Origin of the sequence: Falsiruegeria litorea R37 (genome assembly GCF_900172225.1) — a bacterium.
Lineage (GTDB): Bacteria > Pseudomonadota > Alphaproteobacteria > Rhodobacterales > Rhodobacteraceae > Falsiruegeria > Falsiruegeria litorea.
The window spans coordinates 653251-674706 of the sequence record NZ_FWFO01000001.1 but is presented as its reverse complement, the minus strand read 5'-3'; the positions used below and the strand labels follow the sequence as shown (position 1 = coordinate 674706).

22 protein-coding genes and 1 tRNA gene are annotated in these 21456 nt (G+C 59.0%); 15 read left to right on the top strand and 8 right to left on the bottom strand.

Annotated features, from left to right (window positions below; all coding sequences use genetic code 11):
• The first annotated feature begins 5 nt into the window (after window positions 1-5).
• The 6 genes from paaA (at window position 6) to TRL7639_RS03455 (ending at window position 4451) form a co-directional block, all read left to right on the top strand.
• Entirely contained in the window at window positions 6-983 is a 978-nt protein-coding gene (paaA, locus tag TRL7639_RS03480; protein ID WP_085794387.1) for a 1,2-phenylacetyl-CoA epoxidase subunit PaaA, read from the top strand.
• 86 nt (window positions 984-1069) lie between these two features.
• Window positions 1070-1354: a 1,2-phenylacetyl-CoA epoxidase subunit PaaB gene (gene paaB, locus TRL7639_RS03475; protein WP_085794386.1), complete on the top strand. Its 285-nt coding sequence runs from the start codon at window positions 1070-1072 to the stop codon at window positions 1352-1354.
• Window positions 1354-2115: a 1,2-phenylacetyl-CoA epoxidase subunit PaaC gene (paaC, locus tag TRL7639_RS03470; RefSeq protein WP_085794385.1), complete on the top strand. Its 762-nt coding sequence runs from the start codon at window positions 1354-1356 to the stop codon at window positions 2113-2115. Before paaB ends, paaC begins: the two co-directional genes overlap by 1 nt.
• Before the next feature lie 6 nt (window positions 2116-2121).
• Window positions 2122-2583: a 1,2-phenylacetyl-CoA epoxidase subunit PaaD gene (gene paaD, locus TRL7639_RS03465; RefSeq protein WP_085794384.1), complete on the top strand. Its 462-nt coding sequence runs from the start codon at window positions 2122-2124 to the stop codon at window positions 2581-2583.
• A gap of 24 nt (window positions 2584-2607) precedes the next feature.
• The gene (gene paaE, locus TRL7639_RS03460) at window positions 2608-3681 is read left to right on the top strand and encodes a 1,2-phenylacetyl-CoA epoxidase subunit PaaE (RefSeq protein WP_085794383.1); all 1074 of its coding nucleotides are present in this window, start codon (window positions 2608-2610) and stop codon (window positions 3679-3681) included.
• An 11-nt stretch (window positions 3682-3692) separates the two neighbouring features.
• Complete coding sequence (locus TRL7639_RS03455; protein ID WP_085794382.1) at window positions 3693-4451, top strand: Phenylacetic acid catabolic protein; 759 nt, start codon at window positions 3693-3695, stop codon at window positions 4449-4451.
• A gap of 125 nt (window positions 4452-4576) precedes the next feature.
• Here TRL7639_RS03455 and TRL7639_RS03450 read toward each other — a convergent pair whose 3' ends face one another.
• The 4 genes from TRL7639_RS03450 to paaG are packed head-to-tail and all read right to left on the bottom strand — an operon-like array spanning window position 4577 to window position 7719.
• Window positions 4577-5173, bottom strand: a complete 597-nt coding sequence (locus TRL7639_RS03450) for a TetR/AcrR family transcriptional regulator (RefSeq protein ID WP_085794381.1) — start codon at window positions 5171-5173, stop codon at window positions 4577-4579.
• Between the two features lie 3 nt (window positions 5174-5176).
• Complete coding sequence (gene paaK, locus TRL7639_RS03445; protein ID WP_085794380.1) at window positions 5177-6487, bottom strand: phenylacetate--CoA ligase PaaK; 1311 nt, start codon at window positions 6485-6487, stop codon at window positions 5177-5179.
• Between the two features lie 15 nt (window positions 6488-6502).
• Entirely contained in the window at window positions 6503-6931 is a 429-nt protein-coding gene (paaI, locus tag TRL7639_RS03440; RefSeq protein ID WP_085794379.1) for a hydroxyphenylacetyl-CoA thioesterase PaaI, read from the bottom strand.
• Window positions 6932-6933: 2 nt separating this feature from the next.
• Window positions 6934-7719: a 2-(1,2-epoxy-1,2-dihydrophenyl)acetyl-CoA isomerase PaaG gene (paaG, locus tag TRL7639_RS03435; protein WP_085794378.1), complete on the bottom strand. Its 786-nt coding sequence runs from the start codon at window positions 7717-7719 to the stop codon at window positions 6934-6936.
• Window positions 7720-7825: 106 nt separating this feature from the next.
• Here paaG and TRL7639_RS03430 point away from each other — a divergent pair, with 106 nt between their 5' ends.
• The 5 genes from TRL7639_RS03430 to paaZ all read left to right on the top strand — a co-directional run bounded on the left by TRL7639_RS03430 (window position 7826) and on the right by paaZ (window position 15135).
• Window positions 7826-9790 carry an FAD-dependent oxidoreductase gene (locus tag TRL7639_RS03430; protein ID WP_085794377.1) on the top strand — a complete coding sequence of 655 codons (1965 nt, stop codon included), beginning with the start codon at window positions 7826-7828 and terminating at the stop codon, window positions 9788-9790.
• A 150-nt stretch (window positions 9791-9940) separates the two neighbouring features.
• Window positions 9941-10963, top strand: a complete 1023-nt coding sequence (locus TRL7639_RS03425; RefSeq protein WP_085794376.1) for a TRAP transporter substrate-binding protein — start codon at window positions 9941-9943, stop codon at window positions 10961-10963.
• A 139-nt stretch (window positions 10964-11102) separates the two neighbouring features.
• Window positions 11103-11609 carry a TRAP transporter small permease gene (locus tag TRL7639_RS03420; RefSeq protein WP_085794375.1) on the top strand — a complete coding sequence of 169 codons (507 nt, stop codon included), beginning with the start codon at window positions 11103-11105 and terminating at the stop codon, window positions 11607-11609.
• Window positions 11606-12958: a TRAP transporter large permease gene (locus tag TRL7639_RS03415; RefSeq protein ID WP_085794374.1), complete on the top strand. Its 1353-nt coding sequence runs from the start codon at window positions 11606-11608 to the stop codon at window positions 12956-12958. Before TRL7639_RS03420 ends, TRL7639_RS03415 begins: the two co-directional genes overlap by 4 nt.
• Before the next feature lie 146 nt (window positions 12959-13104).
• On the top strand, window positions 13105-15135 hold the full coding sequence (gene paaZ, locus TRL7639_RS03410; RefSeq protein ID WP_085794373.1) for a phenylacetic acid degradation bifunctional protein PaaZ: 2031 nt from the start codon (window positions 13105-13107) through the stop codon (window positions 15133-15135).
• Window positions 15136-15172: 37 nt separating this feature from the next.
• Here the strand turns inward: paaZ and TRL7639_RS03405 are convergent, their stop codons facing one another.
• On the bottom strand, window positions 15173-15568 hold the full coding sequence (locus tag TRL7639_RS03405) for a RidA family protein (protein WP_085794372.1): 396 nt from the start codon (window positions 15566-15568) through the stop codon (window positions 15173-15175).
• Between the two features lie 88 nt (window positions 15569-15656).
• On the opposite strand from TRL7639_RS03405, the gene TRL7639_RS03400 reads away from it, so the two are divergent.
• The 3 genes from TRL7639_RS03400 to TRL7639_RS03390 all read left to right on the top strand — a co-directional run bounded on the left by TRL7639_RS03400 (window position 15657) and on the right by TRL7639_RS03390 (window position 18317).
• Complete coding sequence (locus tag TRL7639_RS03400) at window positions 15657-16376, top strand: helix-turn-helix transcriptional regulator (protein WP_085794371.1); 720 nt, start codon at window positions 15657-15659, stop codon at window positions 16374-16376.
• 58 nt (window positions 16377-16434) lie between these two features.
• Window positions 16435-17229 carry a PaaX family transcriptional regulator C-terminal domain-containing protein gene (locus TRL7639_RS03395; RefSeq protein WP_085794370.1) on the top strand — a complete coding sequence of 265 codons (795 nt, stop codon included), beginning with the start codon at window positions 16435-16437 and terminating at the stop codon, window positions 17227-17229.
• Window positions 17230-17339: 110 nt separating this feature from the next.
• The gene (locus TRL7639_RS03390; RefSeq protein WP_085794369.1) at window positions 17340-18317 is read left to right on the top strand and encodes an alpha/beta fold hydrolase; all 978 of its coding nucleotides are present in this window, start codon (window positions 17340-17342) and stop codon (window positions 18315-18317) included.
• On the opposite strand, the gene TRL7639_RS03385 is transcribed toward TRL7639_RS03390, so the two are convergent.
• Both TRL7639_RS03385 and TRL7639_RS03380 read right to left on the bottom strand, forming a co-directional pair.
• Window positions 18318-18899, bottom strand: a complete 582-nt coding sequence (locus TRL7639_RS03385) for a VOC family protein (protein WP_085794368.1) — start codon at window positions 18897-18899, stop codon at window positions 18318-18320.
• A gap of 66 nt (window positions 18900-18965) precedes the next feature.
• Complete coding sequence (locus TRL7639_RS03380; RefSeq protein ID WP_085794367.1) at window positions 18966-19673, bottom strand: lysophospholipid acyltransferase family protein; 708 nt, start codon at window positions 19671-19673, stop codon at window positions 18966-18968.
• A 145-nt stretch (window positions 19674-19818) separates the two neighbouring features.
• Between TRL7639_RS03380 and TRL7639_RS03375 the strand changes: the two genes are divergently transcribed.
• Window positions 19819-19894: transfer RNA gene (locus tag TRL7639_RS03375), tRNA-Trp, on the top strand.
• A 288-nt stretch (window positions 19895-20182) separates the two neighbouring features.
• Here the strand turns inward: TRL7639_RS03375 and TRL7639_RS03370 are convergent.
• On the bottom strand, window positions 20183-21454 hold the full coding sequence (locus TRL7639_RS03370; protein ID WP_085794366.1) for a TRAP transporter large permease: 1272 nt from the start codon (window positions 21452-21454) through the stop codon (window positions 20183-20185).
• Window positions 21455-21456 lie beyond the last annotated feature (2 nt).

The following is a 21456-nucleotide window of genomic DNA, read 5'->3' as shown; positions in this document are numbered from 1 at the left end:
CTGCCATGTATGCACAGATGGTCAAATCCGAAGCGTCACAGGAAGATCCTGAAAAGCTGGCAGCCTTTCAGGCCCGCATTGACGCAGGCGAAAAGATCGAACCCAAGGACTGGATGCCTCAGGGCTATCGCAAGACACTGATCCGTCAGATCGGTCAGCACGCCCATTCCGAGATCGTCGGCACCCTGCCCGAAGGCAATTGGGTCACCCGCGCCCCCACGTTGGAGCGCAAGGCGATCCTGCTGGCCAAGGTGCAGGACGAGGCCGGCCATGGTCTTTATCTTTACTGCGCGGCCGAGACCTTGGGCGTCAGCCGGGACGAGATGACCGAGATGCTGCTCGATGGCCGCATGAAGTACTCGTCAATCTTCAACTACCCCTCGCTGAACTGGGCCGATATCGGCGCGATCGGCTGGCTGGTGGATGGCGCGGCGATCATGAACCAGGTGCCTTTGCAGCGGACCTCTTACGGCCCGTATTCCCGCGCGATGATCCGCATCTGCAAGGAAGAGAGCTTTCACCAGCGTCAGGGCTATGACGCTATCCGCGCCTGTGCCGAGGGCACACCCGCGCAAAAGAAGATGGCTCAGGATGCGCTGAACCGCTTCTGGTATCCGTCGCTGATGATGTTCGGCCCGCCGGACGGGGACTCGGTGCATTCGGAACAGTCGATGGCGTGGAAGATCAAAATCAACACCAACGATGAACTGCGCCAGAAATTCGTGGACCAGACCGTGCCGCAGGCCGAATTCCTGGGTCTGACCGTTCCGGATGAAAACCTGAAATGGAACGAAGAGCGTGGTCATTATGACTTCAGCCAGCCCGACTGGTCCGAATTCTTTGACGTGATCAAAGGCAATGGCCCTTGCAACGTCGACCGTCTGGCCGACCGCAACAAGGCCTGGGACGATGGCGCCTGGGTGCGCGAAGGCATGTTGGCCCACGCCCGCAAGAAAGCCGCCGCCAAAGTCGCGGCAGAGTAACAAACGAAGACACATCCGCTGCGCGAGGGACCCGGTTTTAGCCACCGGTTTCTGCCCTCGTGCCCAGCCAGGAGGAGACCCAAGCTATGAACAACGAATGGCCCCTGTGGGAAGTTTTCATCCGCGGCCAGCACGGCATGAGCCACCGCCACGTTGGCAGCCTGCATGCCCCCGACGCCGAAATGGCGATCAAGAACGCCCGCGACGTCTATACCCGTCGTAACGAAGGCGTATCGATCTGGGTGGTCGAGGCCGTGAACATTTCCGCCTCGTCCCCGTCGGACAAAGGCCCGCTTTATGAACCCAGCGAAAGCAAGGTTTACCGTCACCCGACCTTCTTTGACATACCTGACGAAGTGGGGGCCATGTGATGACTCGCAACGAGGCTCTGTTTGAGTTCCTCCAGCGTATGGGGGACAACACCCTGATCCTGGGACACCGGATCAGTGAATGGTGCGGGATGGCCCCGGTTCTGGAAGAGGACATCGCGCTGTCGAACACCGCGCTGGATTTCATTGGTCAGACCCAGTTCTGGCTGGGTTATGCGGGCGAGGTTGAAGGCGAAGGCCGTGATGCGGACCGTCTGGCGTTTCACCGTGATGCCTGGGATTTCCGCAACGTGCTGCTGGTTGAAATGCCCAATGGCGATTTTGGCCAGACCATCATGCGCCAGTTCCTGTTCGATGCCTGGCACTCGATCTACATCGCGCGCCTGATCAAGAGCAGCGACGCCCGCGTGGCCGAGATTGCCGAAAAGGCCAGCAAGGAAATCGCCTATCACCTGGAACGCTCGGCCGATACAGTTGTCGCCCTGGGTGACGGGACGGAAGAAAGCCACGCGCGCATGCAAAAGGCGCTGGATTATCTCTATCCCTACGTGGGTGAGATGTTCCTTTCCGACGAAGTCGATGCCGAGATGATTGCGGCGGGTATTGCTCCGGATCCCAGCACCCTGCGCGACGAATATGACGCGCTGGTGCAAAAGGTGATGGACGAGGCCACGCTGAGCATCCCCGGCAATCGCTTTGCCCAAAAGGGCGGCAAGACCGGCACCATGCACACCGAGCATCTGGGCCACCTGCTGTGCTCGATGCAGTGGCTGCAACGGGCCTATCCGGACGGAAACTGGTAAAGCACCATGGAACAGCCAAGCGTCAAACAGGTTTGGGAATGGCTGGATGCCGTTCCCGACCCCGAGATCCCTGTGATCTCGCTCGTGGATCTTGGCATCATCCGGGACGTCGCGTGGCAAGACGACACGCTGACTGTCACGGTGACGCCGACCTACTCTGGGTGCCCCGCCACATCCGTGATCAACATGGACATCGAGACAGCCCTGCGGGACCAAGGCATCGAAAAGCTGCAACTCAAACAGCAGCTTAGCCCGGCCTGGACCACCGATTGGCTGACCGAGCGCGGCAAGGCCCGACTGGAAGATTATGGGATCGCCCCTCCGCAACCCGCGGGCGGCCCAGAGCGGTGCCCAAACTGTGGCAGCGGCAATGTGCAGAAGGTCAGCCAGTTCGGCTCGACCCCCTGCAAGGCGCATTGGCGCTGCACCGACTGCCTGGAACCGTTCGACTATTTCAAATGCATCTGAGCCCCAGATAAGAGGAGACGCCCCATGGCGCGCTTTCACGATCTGACCGTCACAGACGTTCACAAGACCATCCGCGACGCTGTCGTGGTCACGCTGCAACCGGTTAACGGCGCAGCCGAAGAATTCGATTTCACCCAAGGCCAATACCTGACCTTCCGCCGCGATTTCGACGGCGAAGAGCTGCGCCGGTCCTACTCGATCTGTGCGGGCAAGGACGACGGCATCCTGCAGGTCGGCATCAAACGCGTCGACGGCGGTGCCTTTTCGACCTGGGCCAATGAAGAGCTGAAGGTGGGCGACACCATCCAGGCCATGCCACCCATGGGGGGCTTCTTCACGGCACTCGATGCGAATGCGGATAAGCATTATCTTGGCTTTGCCGGCGGTTCGGGCGTGACCCCGGTTCTGTCGATCCTGAAAACCACCCTGGCACGCGAGCCCAAGGCGCGGTTCACGCTGGTCTACGCCAACAAGGGCGTGAACACGATCATGTTCCGCGAGGAGCTGGAAGACCTCAAGAACCTCTACATGGGTCGCCTGAACGTGATCCACATCCTGGAAAGCGACGCGCAGGACATTGACCTGTTCACCGGTCTGGTGACGCAGGAAAAATGCGCCGAGCTGTTCAAGCACTGGATCGACGTCAAGACCGTGGACACCGCATTCATCTGCGGGCCAGAGCCGATGATGCTGGGCATTGCTGCTGCTCTACGCGATCACGGGCTGGACGACGCCCAGATCAAGTTTGAGCTTTTTGCCAGCGCCCAGCCGGGTCGTGCCAAGCGCAAGACCGCTTCGGGTGATGCTGCGAGCAGTGCAAACCAGACCAAGGCGGCCATCACGATGGACGGCTCGACCCAGACGATCACCCTGCCCAAGGACATGTCGATCCTTGATGGTGCGCTCGAAAACGCGATGGACGCACCTTATGCCTGCAAGGCAGGAGTTTGTTCAACATGTCGCTGTAAGGTGCTCGAGGGCGAGGTCGAAATGGTCGCGAACCACGCGCTGGAGGACTATGAAGTCGAGAAAGGCTATGTCCTGTCCTGCCAGGCCTTCCCGCTGACGGATTCCGTCACAGTCGACTTTGATCAGTAAGGAGAGGGATCATGGCAGAAGATATGACAATCGAAAGCTACCTGGCCGCCGGCGGGGTGCTGACCAATCCCACCAATGTGCCGCCGCGCTATCGCGCCGAGCTGATGAAACTGATGGCGACCTTTGTCGACAGTGAGCTGGCTGGTGCTGCGGGCTTTGCAGATGTGATCAACGCAGGCCCCGGCATCAAGGAGCGCATTGCCGCCGCCAAGATCGTGCTGGAAAAGACCGACAATGCTGACCGCGTGTTACGTGTCATGGCCGAGTTTGGTGTGGACGCCGATCGCTATGCCTCACACCACCCCTGGACTGCGCGCCTCGAGCGTGATGCCGACATTGGCATGTCCCGCAGCGATCATGACATGCGATTGGCGGTATTCAACTACCCGCTCGATGGCTGGGTCGACTCGGTGGTGATGAACGTACTGATGAGCCGCGCCGTGGTGATTCAGCTGACCGAGTTCTCTCTGATCTCGTACCAACCGCTCGCCGAAGCCTTCCGCGCAATCTTGCCAGTGGAAACACGCCACTCGGAACTGGCGGTTGAAGGCGCGCTCAAGCTGGCGCAGGAGGGCGCGACATCGGACATGCAGAAGTCTGCCGGTTACTGGTGGCCGCGTGTCGCCGCAAGCTTTGGATCGGGTGCTTCGAACAAAGCGGCCACTCTCAAAGAGATGGGCCTGCGCCGCACCACAAACTCCGAGCTGAAGACGCGTTGGGAGGTGGAGGCCTCTACCGTTCTCGAAAGCCTCGGTCTCAAGCGTCCTTAATTCGGGGATACTCCCGCCCGTCGGTGATGCCCCTTGCGGGGCATCGCCTACCGTTGGGCCAGGCTCACGCCGTCCGCAGGCCTAGCAATTTCTTGGCCCGGTGTCCCAAAAGTGTTTTTCAAGCTTTAGATTTTGGTCAGACCACCAAGCGTCAGGTTTGACACGACTGACGCGTAATCCTCGCGCGCTTTGGTTCCCGCACCAGTGTTCCACATGTAATACCAGTTCAGCATCCCGAACACGGACATGGTGGCCGAGCGGAGCTTTTCACCGTCATTTGCAACCTGTTGCGGTGCGTTTTCGGCGATGATGCTGCTGACAAACTCGACCATATCACGCTGATATCGACGCAGCACCTTTTGCTGCTCTTCCGGCAGGGCAGACATACCGCTGGTCTGCACCCGGTGCTCATCATCTACGCCCTGATAGGCCAACAGGATCTCTGCCACCACCCTGTGCAGGCGTTCTTCGCTTGAGAGCCCTTCGAGTTCGATTCCGCAAATCAAGTCGCGCAGCTCACGCAGATAGGTTTCAAGGATGTCATACAAGATGGCATCCTTGCTGTCGTAGTAGTGATAGATATTCGCCTTTGATATCCCGCATTCCCGCGCCAATTGGGTCATTGACGCGCGGTCAAACCCCTCGCGCGCGAAGACGCGCGCGGCGGATTTCAGGATCTGAGCCCGTTTCTGATCATGGTCTTTTGCAATCGTGCGGGCCAAATTCTATTCCTTGTCTCGGTTGTCGACGACGCGCTTGGCTTTGCCTTCGGAGCGCGCCACCTCTCCGGGATCGCCCACGATGATTTCTGTTGAAACGCCCACGATGTCCTTGATCCGCTTGCTCAGCATCCGCGCAGCGGCGGTCTTGCTCAGCTCGTCAGCCGCATCGGGGTTGGCTTCGACAAAGACCCGCATAGCATCCATGCGCCCGGATTTGTAGAGTTCGATCTGGAAATGCGGGGCCAGCCCGCCGGTGGCCATCAGCTGTTCTTCGATCTGTGTCGGGAAGACATTCACACCGCGCAGGATGATCATGTCATCCGAACGGCCGGTGATCTTCTCCATCCGTCGCAGCGAACGCGCCGTACCCGGCAGCAGTCGCGTCAGGTCGCGCGTGCGATAACGGATCATCGGCAGGCCCTCTTTGGTGAGCGTGGTAAACACCAGCTCTCCCATCTCGCCATCAGGCAGCACTTCGCCGGTTTCTGGGTCGATCACCTCGGGGTAGAAGTGGTCTTCCCACACATGCAGGCCATCCTTGGTCTCGACGCACTCGTTTGCGACGCCCGGCCCCATGATCTCGGACAGGCCATATATGTCGACTGCATGCATGTCGAACGCCTGCTCGACCTCCAGCCGCATGGCGTTGGTCCAGGGTTCGGCACCAAAGACACCCACCGACAACGAGCTTTCGCGGGGGTCCAGGCCCATCTTGTGGAACTGTTCAAGAATGTTGAGCATATAGGACGGCGTCACCATGATGCCGTCGGGCTTGAAGTCGTTGATCAGGCCAACCTGTTTCTCGGTCTGGCCGCCACCCATGGGAACCACAGTCGCGCCCAGACGTTCGATGCCATAATGCGCGCCCAGACCGCCTGTGAACAGGCCATAGCCATAGGCGTTGTGCACCATATCGCCCTTGCGCAGGCCCGAAGCCCGCAGCGAGCGCGCCAGCAAATCGGCCCAATTGTTGATGTCATTGGCGGTATAGCCCACAACCGTCGCCTTGCCGGTGGTGCCGGACGAAGCATGCAGGCGGATGATCTGTTCGCGCGGGACGGCAAACAGGCCAAATGGATAGTTGTCGCGCAGGTCATTTTTGTATGTGAACGGGAACTTGGCCAGATCGGCCAATGTCTGCAGATCGTCGGGGTGCACGCCCGCCTCGTCGAACCGCTGCTTGTACATCGGCACGTTGTCATAGGCGTGGCGCAGCGACCACTTCATCCGCTCCAGCTGTTTGGCGCGGATCTCGTCGATCGAGGCAATCTCGATCGGGTCCAGGTCGGCTTTGTTCGGGGTCAGGTCCTTCATGGCGTCCTCCACACCTTAATCTTCATCAAACAGGGTGCCCTTGATCGCCCGGGAAAACCCCCGGAATTCAGCGATCTTTTGGCCATCCTGATTGGTCACAGTTACATCATAAATCCCGCTGCGCCCGGTCAGGCTCAGCTCGGTTGCGGTGGCGATCAGCCGGTCGCCCAATTGTCCGGGCGCGATGAAGCTGATCACATTGTGTTGGGCAACAGTCGACTGGTTGCGACTGTTGCAAGCAAAGGCAAAGGCGCTGTCGGCCAGCATGAAGGTCACGCCGCCGTGACAAATACCATGCCCGTTACAGTGATGCGCCTCAACGGTCATCTCAAGTGTCGCGGTCGCCTCATCAATATGGGTGATTTCCATACCGGCCCATTTCGAGGCCTGATCCCCATCCCACATGGCCTGGGCGGCGCGTTCTGCTCGGGTCTTTGGCGTCATTGTCACTTGCCTTGAAACTTGGGGCTTCGTTTTTCCAGAAACGCGGTGACACCTTCGGCGTAATCCGCGCTTTCGCCGCAGGTTTTCATGGCATCGGCTTCCATTTCAAGGTGCTCGATCAGATCGTCGGTTGCCGCAGCCTGAATACACTGTTTGGTCAGCCCCATGCCCAATGTCGGGCCATTGGCGAACTGCTCGGCCATCGCGCGGGCCTCGGCCATCAATTCGTCATCCGGAAGGGCTTTCCAGATTAGCCCCCAATCCTCGGCCTGTTTGGCGGGCAAGGGCTGCGCCGTGAACGCCAACCCTTTGGCCCGCGCCTCGCCCAGCAGGCGCGGCAGATGCCACGAACCGCCGGTGTCCGGGATCAAGCCCACCTTGGAAAAGGACTGAATGAATTTGGCGCTTTCGCCGGCCAGCACCATGTCGCAGGCCAAGGCGATGTTGGCCCCTGCCCCGGCTGCAACGCCGTTGACGGCGCAGATGACGGGGAAGTTCAGCGACCGAATGAGTGTGACCAATGGCGCATAGAATGTCCGCACCGTGTTGCCCAGATCAGGGGGGCCGTCCATCTTTGACGGGTCGCGATCGCCCAGATCCTGACCCGCACAAAACCCACGACCAGCCCCAGTCAGCAGCACCGCACGAGCACCAGAATCGCGAGCATTTTCAAGCGCTGCACGCAGCGCATAGTGCATTTCGTCGTTGAAACTGTTCAGGCGATCAGGGCGGTTCAGGGTGATTTCAACCCAATTTCCATGATCTTGCGCAAGAATCGTATCACTCATGTCAGGCCCGCTTTGCAGATGTTTCTACAAAACAGTTGCATTAACCGAACGGTTGGTCAATAAATTTTTCGAATATGTTGATTCTCCGATCTTGAGGACAAGGCACATGACGGACAGCACTGTTGTTACGGTCACGCATGAGGGTGACATCGCCTGGGTTGAGATTGACAATCCCCCGGTGAACGCAACCTCGACCGCTGTTCGTGAGGGCCTTGCTGCGGCGGTGCAACAGGTCCAAGGCGCACGCATTGCCATTCTGATCTGTGCCGGTCGCACCTTTGTGGCAGGTGGTGACATGTCCGAATTTGACCGTGCGCCTGAGGAGCCGCACCTGCCAGACGTGGTGCAGATGATCGAGGACAGCGAAACACCCTTTATCGCGGCGATGCACGGTAATGTTCTGGGTGGAGGGTTCGAGATCGCCATGGGCTGCGCCTGGCGGATCGCTGCGCCCGGCACCAGATTTGGCCTGCCTGAAGTGAATGTGGGTCTGGTCCCCGGTGCAGGCGGCACGCAACGCGCGCCGCGCCTGATCGGGATGAAGGCAGCCATCGACATGGCTTGCTCGGGTAAGATCCTGTTCGCCGAGCAGCTGCTGGACCTGGGCGGGGTGGATCAGATTGCGCAGGGCGACCTGAAAGAGGTTGCCCGGGCCTTTGCACAGAACCTGCCAGAGCGCCCAGAAAAAGTGCGTGACCGCACCGTCGCCGCATTGCCGTTGGAAGAATATGCAGCGACCGAAGCTGCATTGAAAATACGCGCCAAAGGCCAGCAATCGCCAATCCTGAACCTCGAGGCGTTGCAATGGGCTGCGTTGCCGTTTGAACAGGGTCAGCCGGTCGAGCGCACCTTGCACCTGAAACTGCGTCACTCGATCGAAAGCCGCGCCCTGCGCTATGCGTTCTTTGCCGAACGCGCCGTCAGCAAACCCAAGCTGATCGACGGGGTTGAGCCACGCCCACTGAACCAGATCGCCATCGTGGGCGGCGGCCTGATGGGCGCCGGAATTGCCATGGCCTGCCTGAGCGGTGGTCTGTCGGTTACACTGATCGAACGAGATGCAACCGCCGCTCATGCCGCGCGATCACGCGTGGATGGGCTCATCGACGGTGGTGTGAAACGCGGCAAGTTCTCGCCCGATCAACATGCCGATATGATGGAGCGCTTGGCGACAACAGACCGCTATGCAGACGCCGCCGACGCGGACCTGGCGATCGAGGCGGTGTTCGAGGATCTGGGCGTCAAACGTGACGTATTCCGCCAGCTATCCACCGTCATGGGGCCGGATGCGATCCTTGCGACCAATACTTCCTACCTGGATCCTACCTTGATCTTTGAAGGCATCCCCAACCTGACGCGCTGCCTCGGCCTGCACTTCTTCAGCCCAGCACACGTCATGAAATTGCTCGAGATCGTAAAGACGCCGGATACCGATCCGCAGGTGATCGCCACCGGATTTGCCCTGGGCAAACGGCTGCGCAAGGTCTCGGTCCTGTCGGGCATTTGCGATGGGTTCATCGGCAACCGGATGCTGGCGGCCTATCGGCGCGAGGCGGAATACCTGCTGGCCGACGGGGCCTTGCCGTATCAGGTCGACGCGGCCATGCGCGAGGCGGGTCTGCCGATGGGACCGTTCGAATTGCAGGACCTGACGGGGCTGCAGATCGCCTGGGCCAACCGCAAACGTCAGGCCACAACACGTGACCCGAACGAAAGGTACGAGCGCATCGCCGACACGCTCTGCGAAATGGACCGCCTGGGCCAGCGCAGCGGCAAGGGCTGGTATCGCTACGAAAAGGGATCGCGCACCCCGATCCGCGACGCAGAGGTCGAAAAACTGATCGTCGCCTACTCCAAAAACAACGGTTTGACCCGCCACATTTTCACAGCCGAAGAGATCTCGGACCGGCTGTTGAACGTGCTGGCCGACGAGGGTCAGCAGATCGTAAACGAGGGAATCGCCGAGCGTGCCGAAGATGTGGATGTGGTGAAACTTTTTGGCTACGGTTTTCCGCGCTGGCGCGGTGGGCCGATGTTCCTGGCCTCATCCAAGCAGGAAAAAGCTGCATGAAATCTGCATCTTAACGAAATCCAAAATACCTCAGACACACCCCAAATCGGAAAAATGAACCGATCATAAGACCACCCACAATGCGTTGATGGTTACAAAAACAACCATTATCCGCGTTCATCAACACCATTCTGCGAGGGAGGAAACCCAATGGTAAAATTCACGAAACTAGGCACTCTGCTGGCCTCGGCGGCCTTGGCCGTATCGGGCGCAGCGGCGTTTGCAGCTGATTACACGCTGACGATTTCCAGCTGGGCACCGCCAACCCATGGCATCAACGCCAAGATGTGGCCCAAGTTCGTCGAGATGGTTGAAGAAGCCACCGACGGCAAGGTCACAGCCGAGCTGAAACTGGGCATCGCCCCGCCGCCCGCGCAGATGGACCTGATCCAGGACGGCGCCGCTGATGCTTCGATCATCTTCCACGGCTATCAGCCCGGCCGCTTTGTCACCACCAAGCTGATCGAACTGCCCGGCTACGAAGGCTCGGCCGAGGCCGCTTCGGTGGCTTATTGGCGCGCTTACGAAAACTATCTGTCCAAGGCCAACGAGCACCGCGGCGTCAAGCTGATCGCGCTGCACACTCACGGCCCGGCACAGCTGCACTCGAACGCTGCTGTCACCGACATGAGCCAGATTTCGGGCCTAAAGGTGCGGATCCCCGGCGGTGTGGGCGGCGACGTGGGCGCGGCCCTGGGTGCCACCGGCATCAAGGTTCCCGCGCCGAAAGTGTACGAAACCCTGGCGTCGAACGCGGCCGACGGTGTTGTCATGCCGTTCGAATCCCGCAAGGGTTTCAAGCTGACCGAAGTTGCCAAGAACGTCTATGAGGTTCCCGGCGGCCTGTATCGTGGCTCGTTTGCCTTCATCATGAACGAAGACACCTTTGCCGACCTGCCCGCCGACATCCAGGCCGCGCTGGACGAGAAGGTCTTTGGTGAACCGCTGAGCCGTGAGATCGGCAAGATCTGGGACGAGATCGACGGTATCGGCCGCGAAGCAACCCAATCGACCGATGGCAACGCGATCAACGCGGCTTCGGACGCGGATCTGGAGAAGTTCAACGCCATCGCCGAAGAGGTGCGCGCCAAAGTTCTCGCCGAAGTCGCTGAGGCTGGCATCGATGCGCAAGCCGCATACGACCAGATCAAATCGGACATGGCTGCAAACTAAAGCGGTTCGATGTTGGCCCGGCGCCTTTGGTGCCGGGCTTGTTGCCAGTTTTCCTGTTTGACCCGAAATCGCTCAACGCCAGTCCTTGGGGCGGCGGGTTCTGCCGCCCCACCCTTCGGACCCCTGCAAAGGAGCCCACATGTCTCCCCTTCTCAAGCTCGCCCGCAGTGCAAGCATCCTACCCGTCGTAGTGGCCTGCATTGCCCTGTTCATCCTGATGATCATGACCTTTGCCGATGTCATCCTGCGGTCGATGTTCAATTCACCGATCGAGGCTGCAACCGAACTGACCCGCATACTGATGGCGGTTCTGGTCTTCTCCGTCCTGCCCATCATCTCGGTTCAGAACGGGCACATCGCCGTTGACCTAACCGACGGTCTGTTCAACCGCTTTCGCCTCAGCCGTCTGCGCGACGGACTGCTGAACGTCATTTGCGGCGCGCTGCTGTATTGGCCCGTTCAACGTGTCTGGATCCTGGCGGAACGTGCGCGCGACTATGGGGATGTGACCGAATATCTGGCGATCCCCGTCTTCTACGTAGGCTGGTTCATCACCCTCACCGTTGCCATTTCGGCCATCGCGATGATCATCAATGGCCTGATCCTTCTCTTTGCCCCCAACCTTCTTGCGGAGCCGACCCAATGACCGCCGCCCTGATCGGATTCTTCCTTGTCCTGGTGCTCGTGCTTGTGCGGATGCCAATCGTTTTTGCCATGGGCCTTGTTGGTACATTTGGCTTTGCTTACGAGCGTGGTGGCTCGATCTTTGACGAACGCGGCCTGAAGGCCGCGATGTCGATGGTGGGCCGTCAGATCACCGACACCGCGCAGGACTATGGCCTGTCGGTTGTTCCGCTGTTCATCCTGATGGGTCTGTTTGTGAACAAAGGTGGCATGGCGCGCGAGCTTTATGCCGTGTCCAACGCTTTCTTGGGTCACATGCGCGGCGGGATCGCCATGGCAACCGTGGCCGCCTGTGGCGGTTTTTCCGCCATCTGTGGCTCCTCGCTGGCGACTGCTGCCACCATGTCCAAAGTCGCGATGCCGGAAATGCGCCGCTATGGCTACTCCGATGAGTTGTCGACAGCGTCGATCGCGGCGGGCGGTACGCTTGGCATCCTGATCCCGCCGTCCGTGATCCTGGTGATCTACGGCCTGCTGACCGAGACCTCGATCGGCAAGCTGTTCATGGCCGGGATCATCCCGGGTATCCTGGGCATCCTGTTCTACCTGTTTGCTGTCCGTTGGACTGTCTGGCGGAACCCGAACTCGGGCCCGGCAGGCGAGCGCGCAAGCTGGGGTGAGCGTTTCAAGGCGCTCGGCTCGGTTTGGGCTGTGCTCTTGCTGTTCTTCCTGGTGATCGGCGGGCTTTACGGTGCGTTTGATTTCGAGCCGTTGAACCTGACCTTCTCGCCAACCGAAGCGGCCGGCATGGGCGCTGCAGGGGCGTTCCTGATCGCCCTGTTCCGGGGTGGCCTGACTATCGGATCGACCTTTGAGGTTCTGAAAGAAACCACCTTTACGGCTGCGGCGCTGTTCGCGGTTCTGATCGGGGCGCAGATCTTTTCGAACTTCATCAACCTGGCAGGCCTGCCCGAAGCCTTGATCGCCATGGTCACGGCTTATGACGTCGCGCCCTTTGTGGTCATCCTGATGATCCTGGGCATCTACATCATCCTGGGCTGCGTGTTTGAATCGCTCTCGATGCTGTTGCTAACGGTGCCGATCTTCTTCCCGCTGGTGACATCGCTTGGCTACGATCCGATCTGGTTCGGAATCGTCGTGGTTGTGGTGACTGAGATCTCGCTGATCACCCCGCCCGTGGGATTGAACGTCTTCATCCTGAAAGGGGTTGTTGGCGATGTGTCCACCGGCACGATCTTTCGCGGGGTCACGCCCTTTTGGATCGCGGACATCTTCCGCCTTGCCCTGATCGTTCTGGTTCCCATCGTGGTACTCTATCTGCCTCAACAAATGGGCGCTTTGGGCCACTGATAAAATTTGGCCGGATGCCATCGCGTCCGGCCTATTCCCGCTTCGGCGGATTTTTTTGACTCAATTAATTGACCGATCATTCGGTTAATCATAACATGAGAAAAACCGGGCGCGACTCTGCCTGATCGACACCAAGGAGACTTCCGATGAGTTTGCAGCAGATTTCCAGCTTTGCCGCCGGTGAATGGATCTCGCCGGGAACCGGTGCCCGCACCATCGCCTCGGCCATCACGGGTGAAGCGTTTGCCAGCGCGGGCAACAGCGCGCTCGACGTCCAAGGCATGCTGGACTACGCCCGCACCGTGGGCGGGCCTGCCCTGCGCAAGATGGGATTCCACGACCGTGCCAAGATGCTCAAGGCCCTGGCCGGTGCACTCGGCGCGCGCAAACAAGAGCTGTATGACCTCAGCTTCAACACAGGCGCCACCCAAAGCGACCACATGGTCGACATCGATGGCGGCATTGGCACGATGTTTGTCTTTGCCTCCAAAGGTCGCCGCGAAATGCCCGATGGGCAGGTCTATCTGGACGGTGATGTCGAACAGCTTAGCCGCAATGGCACCTTTCTGGGGCAACACATCTGCACCCCGCTGCACGGCGTCGCAGTCCACATCAACGCCTTCAACTTCCCCGTCTGGGGCATGTTGGAAAAACTGGCCCCCACCCTGCTGGCCGGTGTCCCCGCAATCGTGAAACCGGCAACCAACAGCTGCTATGTCACCGAACTGGCGGTCAAGATCATGCTCGACAGCGGCATTCTACCCGCAGGCGCCCTGCAGCTGGTGTCTGGTGGCCTGGGCGACATGCTGGACCGTCTGGGCATGCAGGATGTGGTCAGCTTTACCGGTTCTGCCGACACCGCCCTCAAACTGCGCCAGACGCCCGCCATCGTGAACAATGCGGTGCGGTTCGTGTCGGAACAGGACAGCCTGAACGCCTCGATCCTTGGGCCGGACGCCGAACCCGGCACGCCCGAATTTGATCTTTTCGTCAAAGAGGTCAGCCGCGAGATGACCGCCAAGGCGGGTCAGAAATGTACCGCCATCCGCCGCATCATTGCACCGGAAACATCAGTGCAGGCGGTGATCGAAGCCCTGTCTGCGCGCCTGTCCAAAACCCTGATCGGCGATCCGCGTCTGGAAACCACCCGCATGGGTGCGCTGGTGTCGAACGGCCAGAAACAAGACGTGCTGGAAAAGGCCGCCATCATCGGCCAAGAGGCCGAGCGCGTCTTTGGCGATCCCGAAAACTTCACCGTCGAAGGGGCCGACAAGGACAAAGGCGCGTTCCTGCCGCCGATGCTGTTCCACTGCCCCGACGCGGACAAGGCAGAACGCATTCACGACACCGAAGCCTTTGGCCCCGTGTCCACCATCATGGGCTACCGCGATCTGGACCACGCGATCAACATTGCCAACCGCGGCCAAGGCTCGCTGGTGACATCCGTGATCACCAACGACGCGGCTGTTGCACGTGGCGTGGTGTTGGGATCGGCGGCCTACAACGGCCGGATCTACATCAACAACCGAACCTCGATGAAGGAATCGACCGGCCACGGCTCTCCCCTGCCGCACATGGTCCACGGTGGCCCCGGCCGGGCTGGCGGCGGCGAAGAGATGGGCGGCGTGCGCGGCGTGAAACATTACATGCAGCGGACCGCCATCCAGGGCTCACCCGAGATGCTCAGCGCCATTGGCGGCACCTGGGTACCCGGTGCTCCGGAAGTCGAAGGGCCCGCACACCCCTTCACCCGCAAGTTCGGCGAGCTGTCGATTGGCGAGACGCTGCACACTGCGTCGCGCACCGTGACGATGGACGATATCGAGCTGTTTGCGAACTTCACCGGCGACACCTTCTATGCCCACATGGATGATGACGCTGCCAAACGGAACCCGTTCTTCCCCGGTCGCGTAGCGCATGGTTATCTGCTGCTCAGCTTTGCGGCTGGTCTGTTTGTCGAACCGAACGAAGGCCCGGTTCTGGCGAACACCGGTCTGGACAACCTGCGGTTCATGAAACCGGTCAGCGCCGGTGACAGCATCAAGGTGCGCCTGAGCGTCAAGAAAAAGACCCGCCGCACCGATGACTACGGCGAAGTACGCTGGCACGTGACACTGACCAATCAGGATGATGAAATGGTCGCGGAATATGAACTGCTGACCATGAACGCCTACTAAAACAAAAGGCGCGCGGTTTGACCCCGCGCGCCTTTTTTCAAGCCATGGCCGTGGCCTCGATCTCGAACAACAGACCGGGGATGGCCAGCCGCGTGACACCCAGCAGTGTCATTGGAGGCGCAACCTGATGCGGACCAAACCGCATCCCCATCAAATCAAAATTTTTCAGGGCCTCATCCACATCCGTGGCGTAGATACCCAATCGAGTGACGTTGCTCAGGTCCATCTCGGCGTCTGACAAAACAGCCTCCAGATTATCCAGCGCCAGGCTGATCTGAGCGCGCATGTCATACGGATGCTGGGGTGCGCCAGTCTCATCCACCGCAGTCTGGCCCGCGCAGATCAACTGGCGCATGCCACCTTGGATCATTTCGGCCTGATTGTAGCCCAGCTTGAGCGACCAATCCCACGGGTTTACGGGCGTACGTTTCATCGTTCGATGCTCCTTGTTTCGCGTTACTGAAACCCGGATAAATCCAAATAGTGCCAAAAAATGTCACCATTAATGCTATGGTTGCCAAATGAATATTCGCACCCGCCATGATGCCATCGTGCGCAGCCTGCGCCGCAACGGGACAACCACGGTTGATGACCTGGCTGGCGAGGTTGGCGTTTCACGCCGCACTGTCCTGCGCGATATCAATGCGCTGCGGAATGAAGGGTTTGTCATCCACTCCGACGTGGGGCGCGGCGGCGGCCTGCAGCTTGATCCGCAGTCCATGCAGACCACCGCACGGTTGTCCGTGCCCGAGGTCTTTGCCCTGTTGATCAGCGCCGCGGCGATGCGAGCAGCGGGAAACCTGCCCTTCTTTGACCTGGCCGACGCCGGATTGGCCAAGATCGAAAGGGCGCTGCCGTCTGACAAGGTAAAAGAGCTGCGGGCGTTTCTGGACCGTTTGTACATTGGGCAACTCTCGCCGCTGCAGGATCTGTCTGACATGGGCGTGATGGATCCGGACCTGTTGCCCGTGTTTCAAAGCGGCTTCCTGGATCGGCACCTGATCTGGTTCGACTACCGTGACGCCCAAGGCCGTAAAACCGAGCGACACGTCGAGCCGCAAGCCATGTTGATCCTGCCGCCGCTTTGGTACCTGGTGGCATGGGATCCAAATCGCTCGGACTTCCGACATTTTCGCATGGACCGGATCAGCACCCCACGAACCGTCGAGGGCACCACCTTCAGGCACCGCCATGTTCCATTCGAAAAAGACGTTTGCCCGTTCCGCGAATTGGGCCCTTAAAGACCCCGAGGACCCTTTTTACGTGGTCTTGCCGCAGCTTGCGTCGTAAACTGACGCTATGACAGCTCAAGACCAATGGTTCGACAGCGCGATCACGCGCCTGGCGGATCCCCAGAACCAGCGCGTGTGGTCGATTATCGTTTCCCTGTTCGGTGATCTTGCGCAAGGCCCCGACGACCGGATCAGTGGAGCCGCCCTGACCCGCATCATTCAGCCGATGCATGTCAAACCCGAAGCCATCCGCGTGGCGTTGCACCGACTGCGCAAGGATGGGTGGATTGACAGCGCTCGGTCTGGTCGCTCGAGCGAGCACCACTTGACCGAGTTTGGCCGGGTGCAATCGGCGGCCGTTACCCCCCGGATCTATGACCGAGCCCCAAAGGTTCCGCAGAACTGGCATCTGTTGATGTCCGAAGGCGGTGGTTCGCTTGAAGACCTTTTGCTGACAGAAAGCTACATTAGTATCGGACGCAGCGCAGCTCTTGGTTCGGGCAACGTTCCATCAAATTGCGACGACATGGTTGTTTTTGATGTCAACGCCCGCAATGTCCCGGACTGGCTGAAGTCCCGCCTGTGTCCAAGCGACCTGATCGCCGCCTGCTGCTGTTTGGCAGATGCGGTGAAAGAGGTCCGGAGCACCAAGCCGGGCGAGGTTGACTTGACCGCCGCACAAATAGCGACCCTCCGCACGCTGATAGTACACAGGTGGCGGCGCGTGGTACTGCGTAATCCCGATCTGCCACCGATGTTTTTCCCGGATGATTGGCGAGGTCCAGATTGCCGGGACGCTGTTTTTGCTCTTTTGGACATTTTGCCCAAACCGGACTTGGGCGCGCTGAACGCCCCCATTTGACCTTTGCGCGAACTGCAACGGAAATTTGAAATTCCGCTTCAAGACCGCCCCAGGGCTTGCACTGACTGAGCCCCTGCCTGAAAGATGGCGCACGCTAGGAGTTTGACCCAATGTCCCTACTTGCTGCGATCTTTCTGTTGGTTCTGATCCTTGCGGTCGGGCTGCCGGTCTTTTTGTACATCTGGACCCAAAGGCTGGCCCGCATGGGTGAAAACCTTGTGCCCCAGGCAGGCGAGGTCATCCCCGTTCGTGGCGGCGGCATTCATTATGTCGAGATGGGCAATCCCCGCAAGCAGACCCTGGTCATGATCCACGGGCTGTCAGGGCAATTGCAGCATTTCACCTATGCGCTGGCTCAAGACCTGGCGCGGGACCATCACGTGATCGCGCTAGATCGTCCTGGCTGTGGCTACTCGCCCCGCGATCACGATGCGCTGGCGGATTTGCCTGAACAAGCACGTATGATCGGAGAGTTTCTGGACAAGAAAGGCATCACGGATGCTGTCCTGGTCGGGCATTCCTTGGGGGGCGCTGTGTCGTTGGCAATTGCGCTGCAACGGCCCCGAGAGATCGCAGCGCTCGCACTCATCTGCCCGCTCACCCATCCGATGGACAGCGCCGCACCTGCGTTCAAACCGTTGGAGATCCGCTCGCCGCGTGTGCGCCGCTGGATCGGTAATACGCTTGCGGTTCCGATGGGCAAACGCAATGCGGCCGAAACATTGCAGATGGTCTTCGCCCCTGAAAGCTGTCCAGAGGATTTCCTGGAAAAGGCTGGCGGTGCATTGGGATTGCGCCCGCAGGCCTTTGTCACGGCCTCGGCTGATCTAGTCTGGGCCGAGCAATCGATCCGAGACCAAGCCAGCCAGTATGCGCACCTCAGCACCCCCGGTGGTATTCTGTTCGGGGCTCAAGACCCAATCGTTTCAGCACACGACCACGGTGCGTCGATGAAGAAGTATGGGCTGAGCCATCAGGTCCTCGAGGGACGCGGCCATATGATCCCGATCACCGACCCCGAAGCCTGCTCGGAGTTTATTCGCAGCATTTCCGTGATGGCTCGTATTCCAGCCACCTTGGTAAAGTGATCAATAGGGGTTCTTTGGCCCCCGGTCAGATGACAGGCTGTCCTGCCGCCGCTCTACCAGCATCTCAATCGCATCCGCCAGATGGATACGCCCAATGTTATGATCGCCACGCGCCACCCGCAGTCGGTGCGCTTCGATCAGAACGTCTGCGTGACTGCAGCCCATGGGCGGCTCAAACACATAACTGGCCAGTTCAATCAGCAATCCCATTGGCTCGGTGAAGTAGATCGAGTTCATGAAGCCGCGGTCTTTCACCCCAGAATGAGAAATCCCGCGCTCGTCCAGCCGTTCCACTGCCTGCTCAAATGTCGCCTGGCTGACGGCAAAGGCCAAATGATGGACGCATCCCGGATCGGTCGGCGTGCGATCATGAACCGCTCGGCGCGTTTCATTGGTAAAGATTGTGATCAGCCGACCGTCGCCGGGATCGAAATACAGATGCCCCTCGTCCGGGTTATCCAGATTGGGTTGATCAAAAATGAAGGGCATGCCAAGCACGCCCTCCCAGAAGTCGAGCGATGTCTGACGGTCCGCGCCTGTCAACGTAATGTGATGAACCCCCTGAACCTGTAACTTACGCATCGTCCCCTCCACCTGCTGCTGTCCGTCCAAGGTAACGCAAACGGGGGTAAGGCAAAACCCAAGCCCTTACTTGGCCCGTGGCTCCCACGGCGCCCGGCCAACCATTCGGTCCGCTTCTGCCGTCAGGTCGTTCATCGCGACCTCCAACGACAGGCGCAGTTCCTCAGTTTGTTCTTCCGTTGCCTTTCGTGGCACTTGATGAGGCCACTCTTTACAAAGGAACACCCCTTCGTTTCCCCAAACACGTGGCAGAAGCATCCGGTCCCAACTGCTGGCCTCGCGTCCATGCTTGACCGAATAGGTCATGCAAAACACCCGCTTTCCTGTGGTACGGGCCCAGATCAAAGGCACAGTCGACAGTACTCGTTCCGGACCACGCGGGCCGTCGGCTGCAATCCCGATCGAAACGCCCTGTTTGGTCATCGCCAATACCTCACGCGACAGGGCCACGTGGCGTTTGTGGCTGGACATGGCAATCGTATCCATCCCAAGCAGATGTTGAACACGCCCCACCATGCTGCCTGCTCGCGCCGCAGATGTGATTGTGCAAATGCGTCCCTTGTCCAGCGGATAAAGGAACGGCGACATCACTAGGCGTTGATGCCATAGGACCACGACAACCGGTTCGCCCGCATCGGCCAGCCGGTCGAGCTCTTCGAACCCGACCCGTTGCCATTTGGTGTTGCGATACACCCGACGAGCATAGCCCGCGATGCGCCGCGCCACCCAGTTCAATACGGCCTCACTGTCTGCGATTTTCTTGCGCAGGCTCACTTTGAATTCTCCGGTTAGGCTCCCATGGTGATACTGCAACCACCCATCGGTGCAACTCGTTTCTGTTGCGGACGCAGTTTCGGCGCGGAAATGAAAAAAGCCTCTTGAGTCCCGCGCCCGGCTGGCATATCTCCATCGCCACGATAGGGGTATAGCTCAGTTGGTAGAGCGACGGTCTCCAAAACCGTAGGTCCCGGGTTCGAGCCCTGGTGCCCCTGCCATCTCCCAAAATTGATTGTACGCAAGCTTGCCCGCATCGCCCCAATGGCGACGCCTATAGAAACCGCACGCGAACTGAAATCTGTTCAAAGTCGTTGGGAAATTGGATGCGCGGAACTCTTTGCATCAAGCTCGTCAGTCGTGCCCAGAAACCGGGTACTAGATCACTGCGCAAAACTTAGGTTCCAAGCTGATAAAATCGGCTTGTTTGGTGAACCCAAACCTTCTGTTGTAGCGCACGTTTTCGACTGGCCATCACATAACGAAAATGCCCGAGAACCTTGTTCAGTTTAGAACAATCTGTAGGGAACGTAGAGAGCCAAATCTTGCCAGAACCACAGCAAAATGGCGGTTGAAAGCATGATCAAGGCAAACGGGATAGCTCCTTGAACGACCTCTTCCAGCTTTGCTTTTCCAACCGCTTGAATCACAAATAGGTTCAGCCCGACCGGAGGGGTGATCAGCGCCGTTTCTATCAGCACCACAAAGAAGATACCGAACCAAATCGGGTCTATGCCCATGACCTCCAAGGCCGGATACAACACAGGTACCATGATCAGCATCATCGAGAGCGCTTCGAGGAAGAAGCCAATAATCAGCAACACCAATCCAACGGCAAAGATGAATATGGTTGGGCTGGTGATGTTCTCGGTAAGAAAACTGCTGATAGACTGTGGGATAAGGTAAAGCGTGATCGCATATGAGAACACCTTTGCACCTGCGACAATGATAAAAATCATCGCCGTCGTAATAAGGGAATCATGTACCGCTTCTCGAAGCTTAGCGAACGTCATGCGACCCATCACTATGGTCATCAACATGGCCATCACAAAACCAACGCCCGCGCTTTCCGAAGGCGTCGCAATCCCGGCATAGATCGATCCAATGATCGCTACTGCCAGCAGAACCGTTGGCAAGGCATAAAGTGTCAACCGCAACCGCGCGCGCATCGGCAGGCGATCAACTTTCAAACTGTCCTTCCCGCGTGAATAAAGGACGGCATAGATGACAAAGAGCGTAGCAAGGAACAGTCCTGGACCGATACCGGCCAGAAACAGAGTCGGGATCGAAGTTTCGGTGATAACTCCGTAAATGATCAGTGGGATCGAAGGAGGGATAAGGATACCGAGTGTTCCGCCAGCCGCGAGTTGCCCCATGATGAACGGTCGGTCGTAACCGCGTTTCTCCATTTCCGGGATCGCAACGGTTCCGATCGTAGCAGCCGTGGCCACGGACGAGCCGGAAATGGCGGAAAACAACGTGCAGCTTTTGATGGTAGTAACCCCCAGACCGCCAGGCCAATGTCCAACCCACGCCTGAACACTGGCAAAGAGGTCTCGACCAACGCCGCCCTTCAAAAGGACATTCGACATCAGCAAGAACAGGGGAACGGCCAAGAGTTCAAAACTGTCCATGGAGCCAAAGAGCCGTTGGGGAACAGCAATGAGTGAAAATCCCTTGAGCCACAGCAGCACAACACCAAGCGCCCCCATCGCGAACGCAACGGGAACCCGCAAAAGCAAAAGACCCAAGAGGGCACTGATGATCAGGATCGTCTCCATGG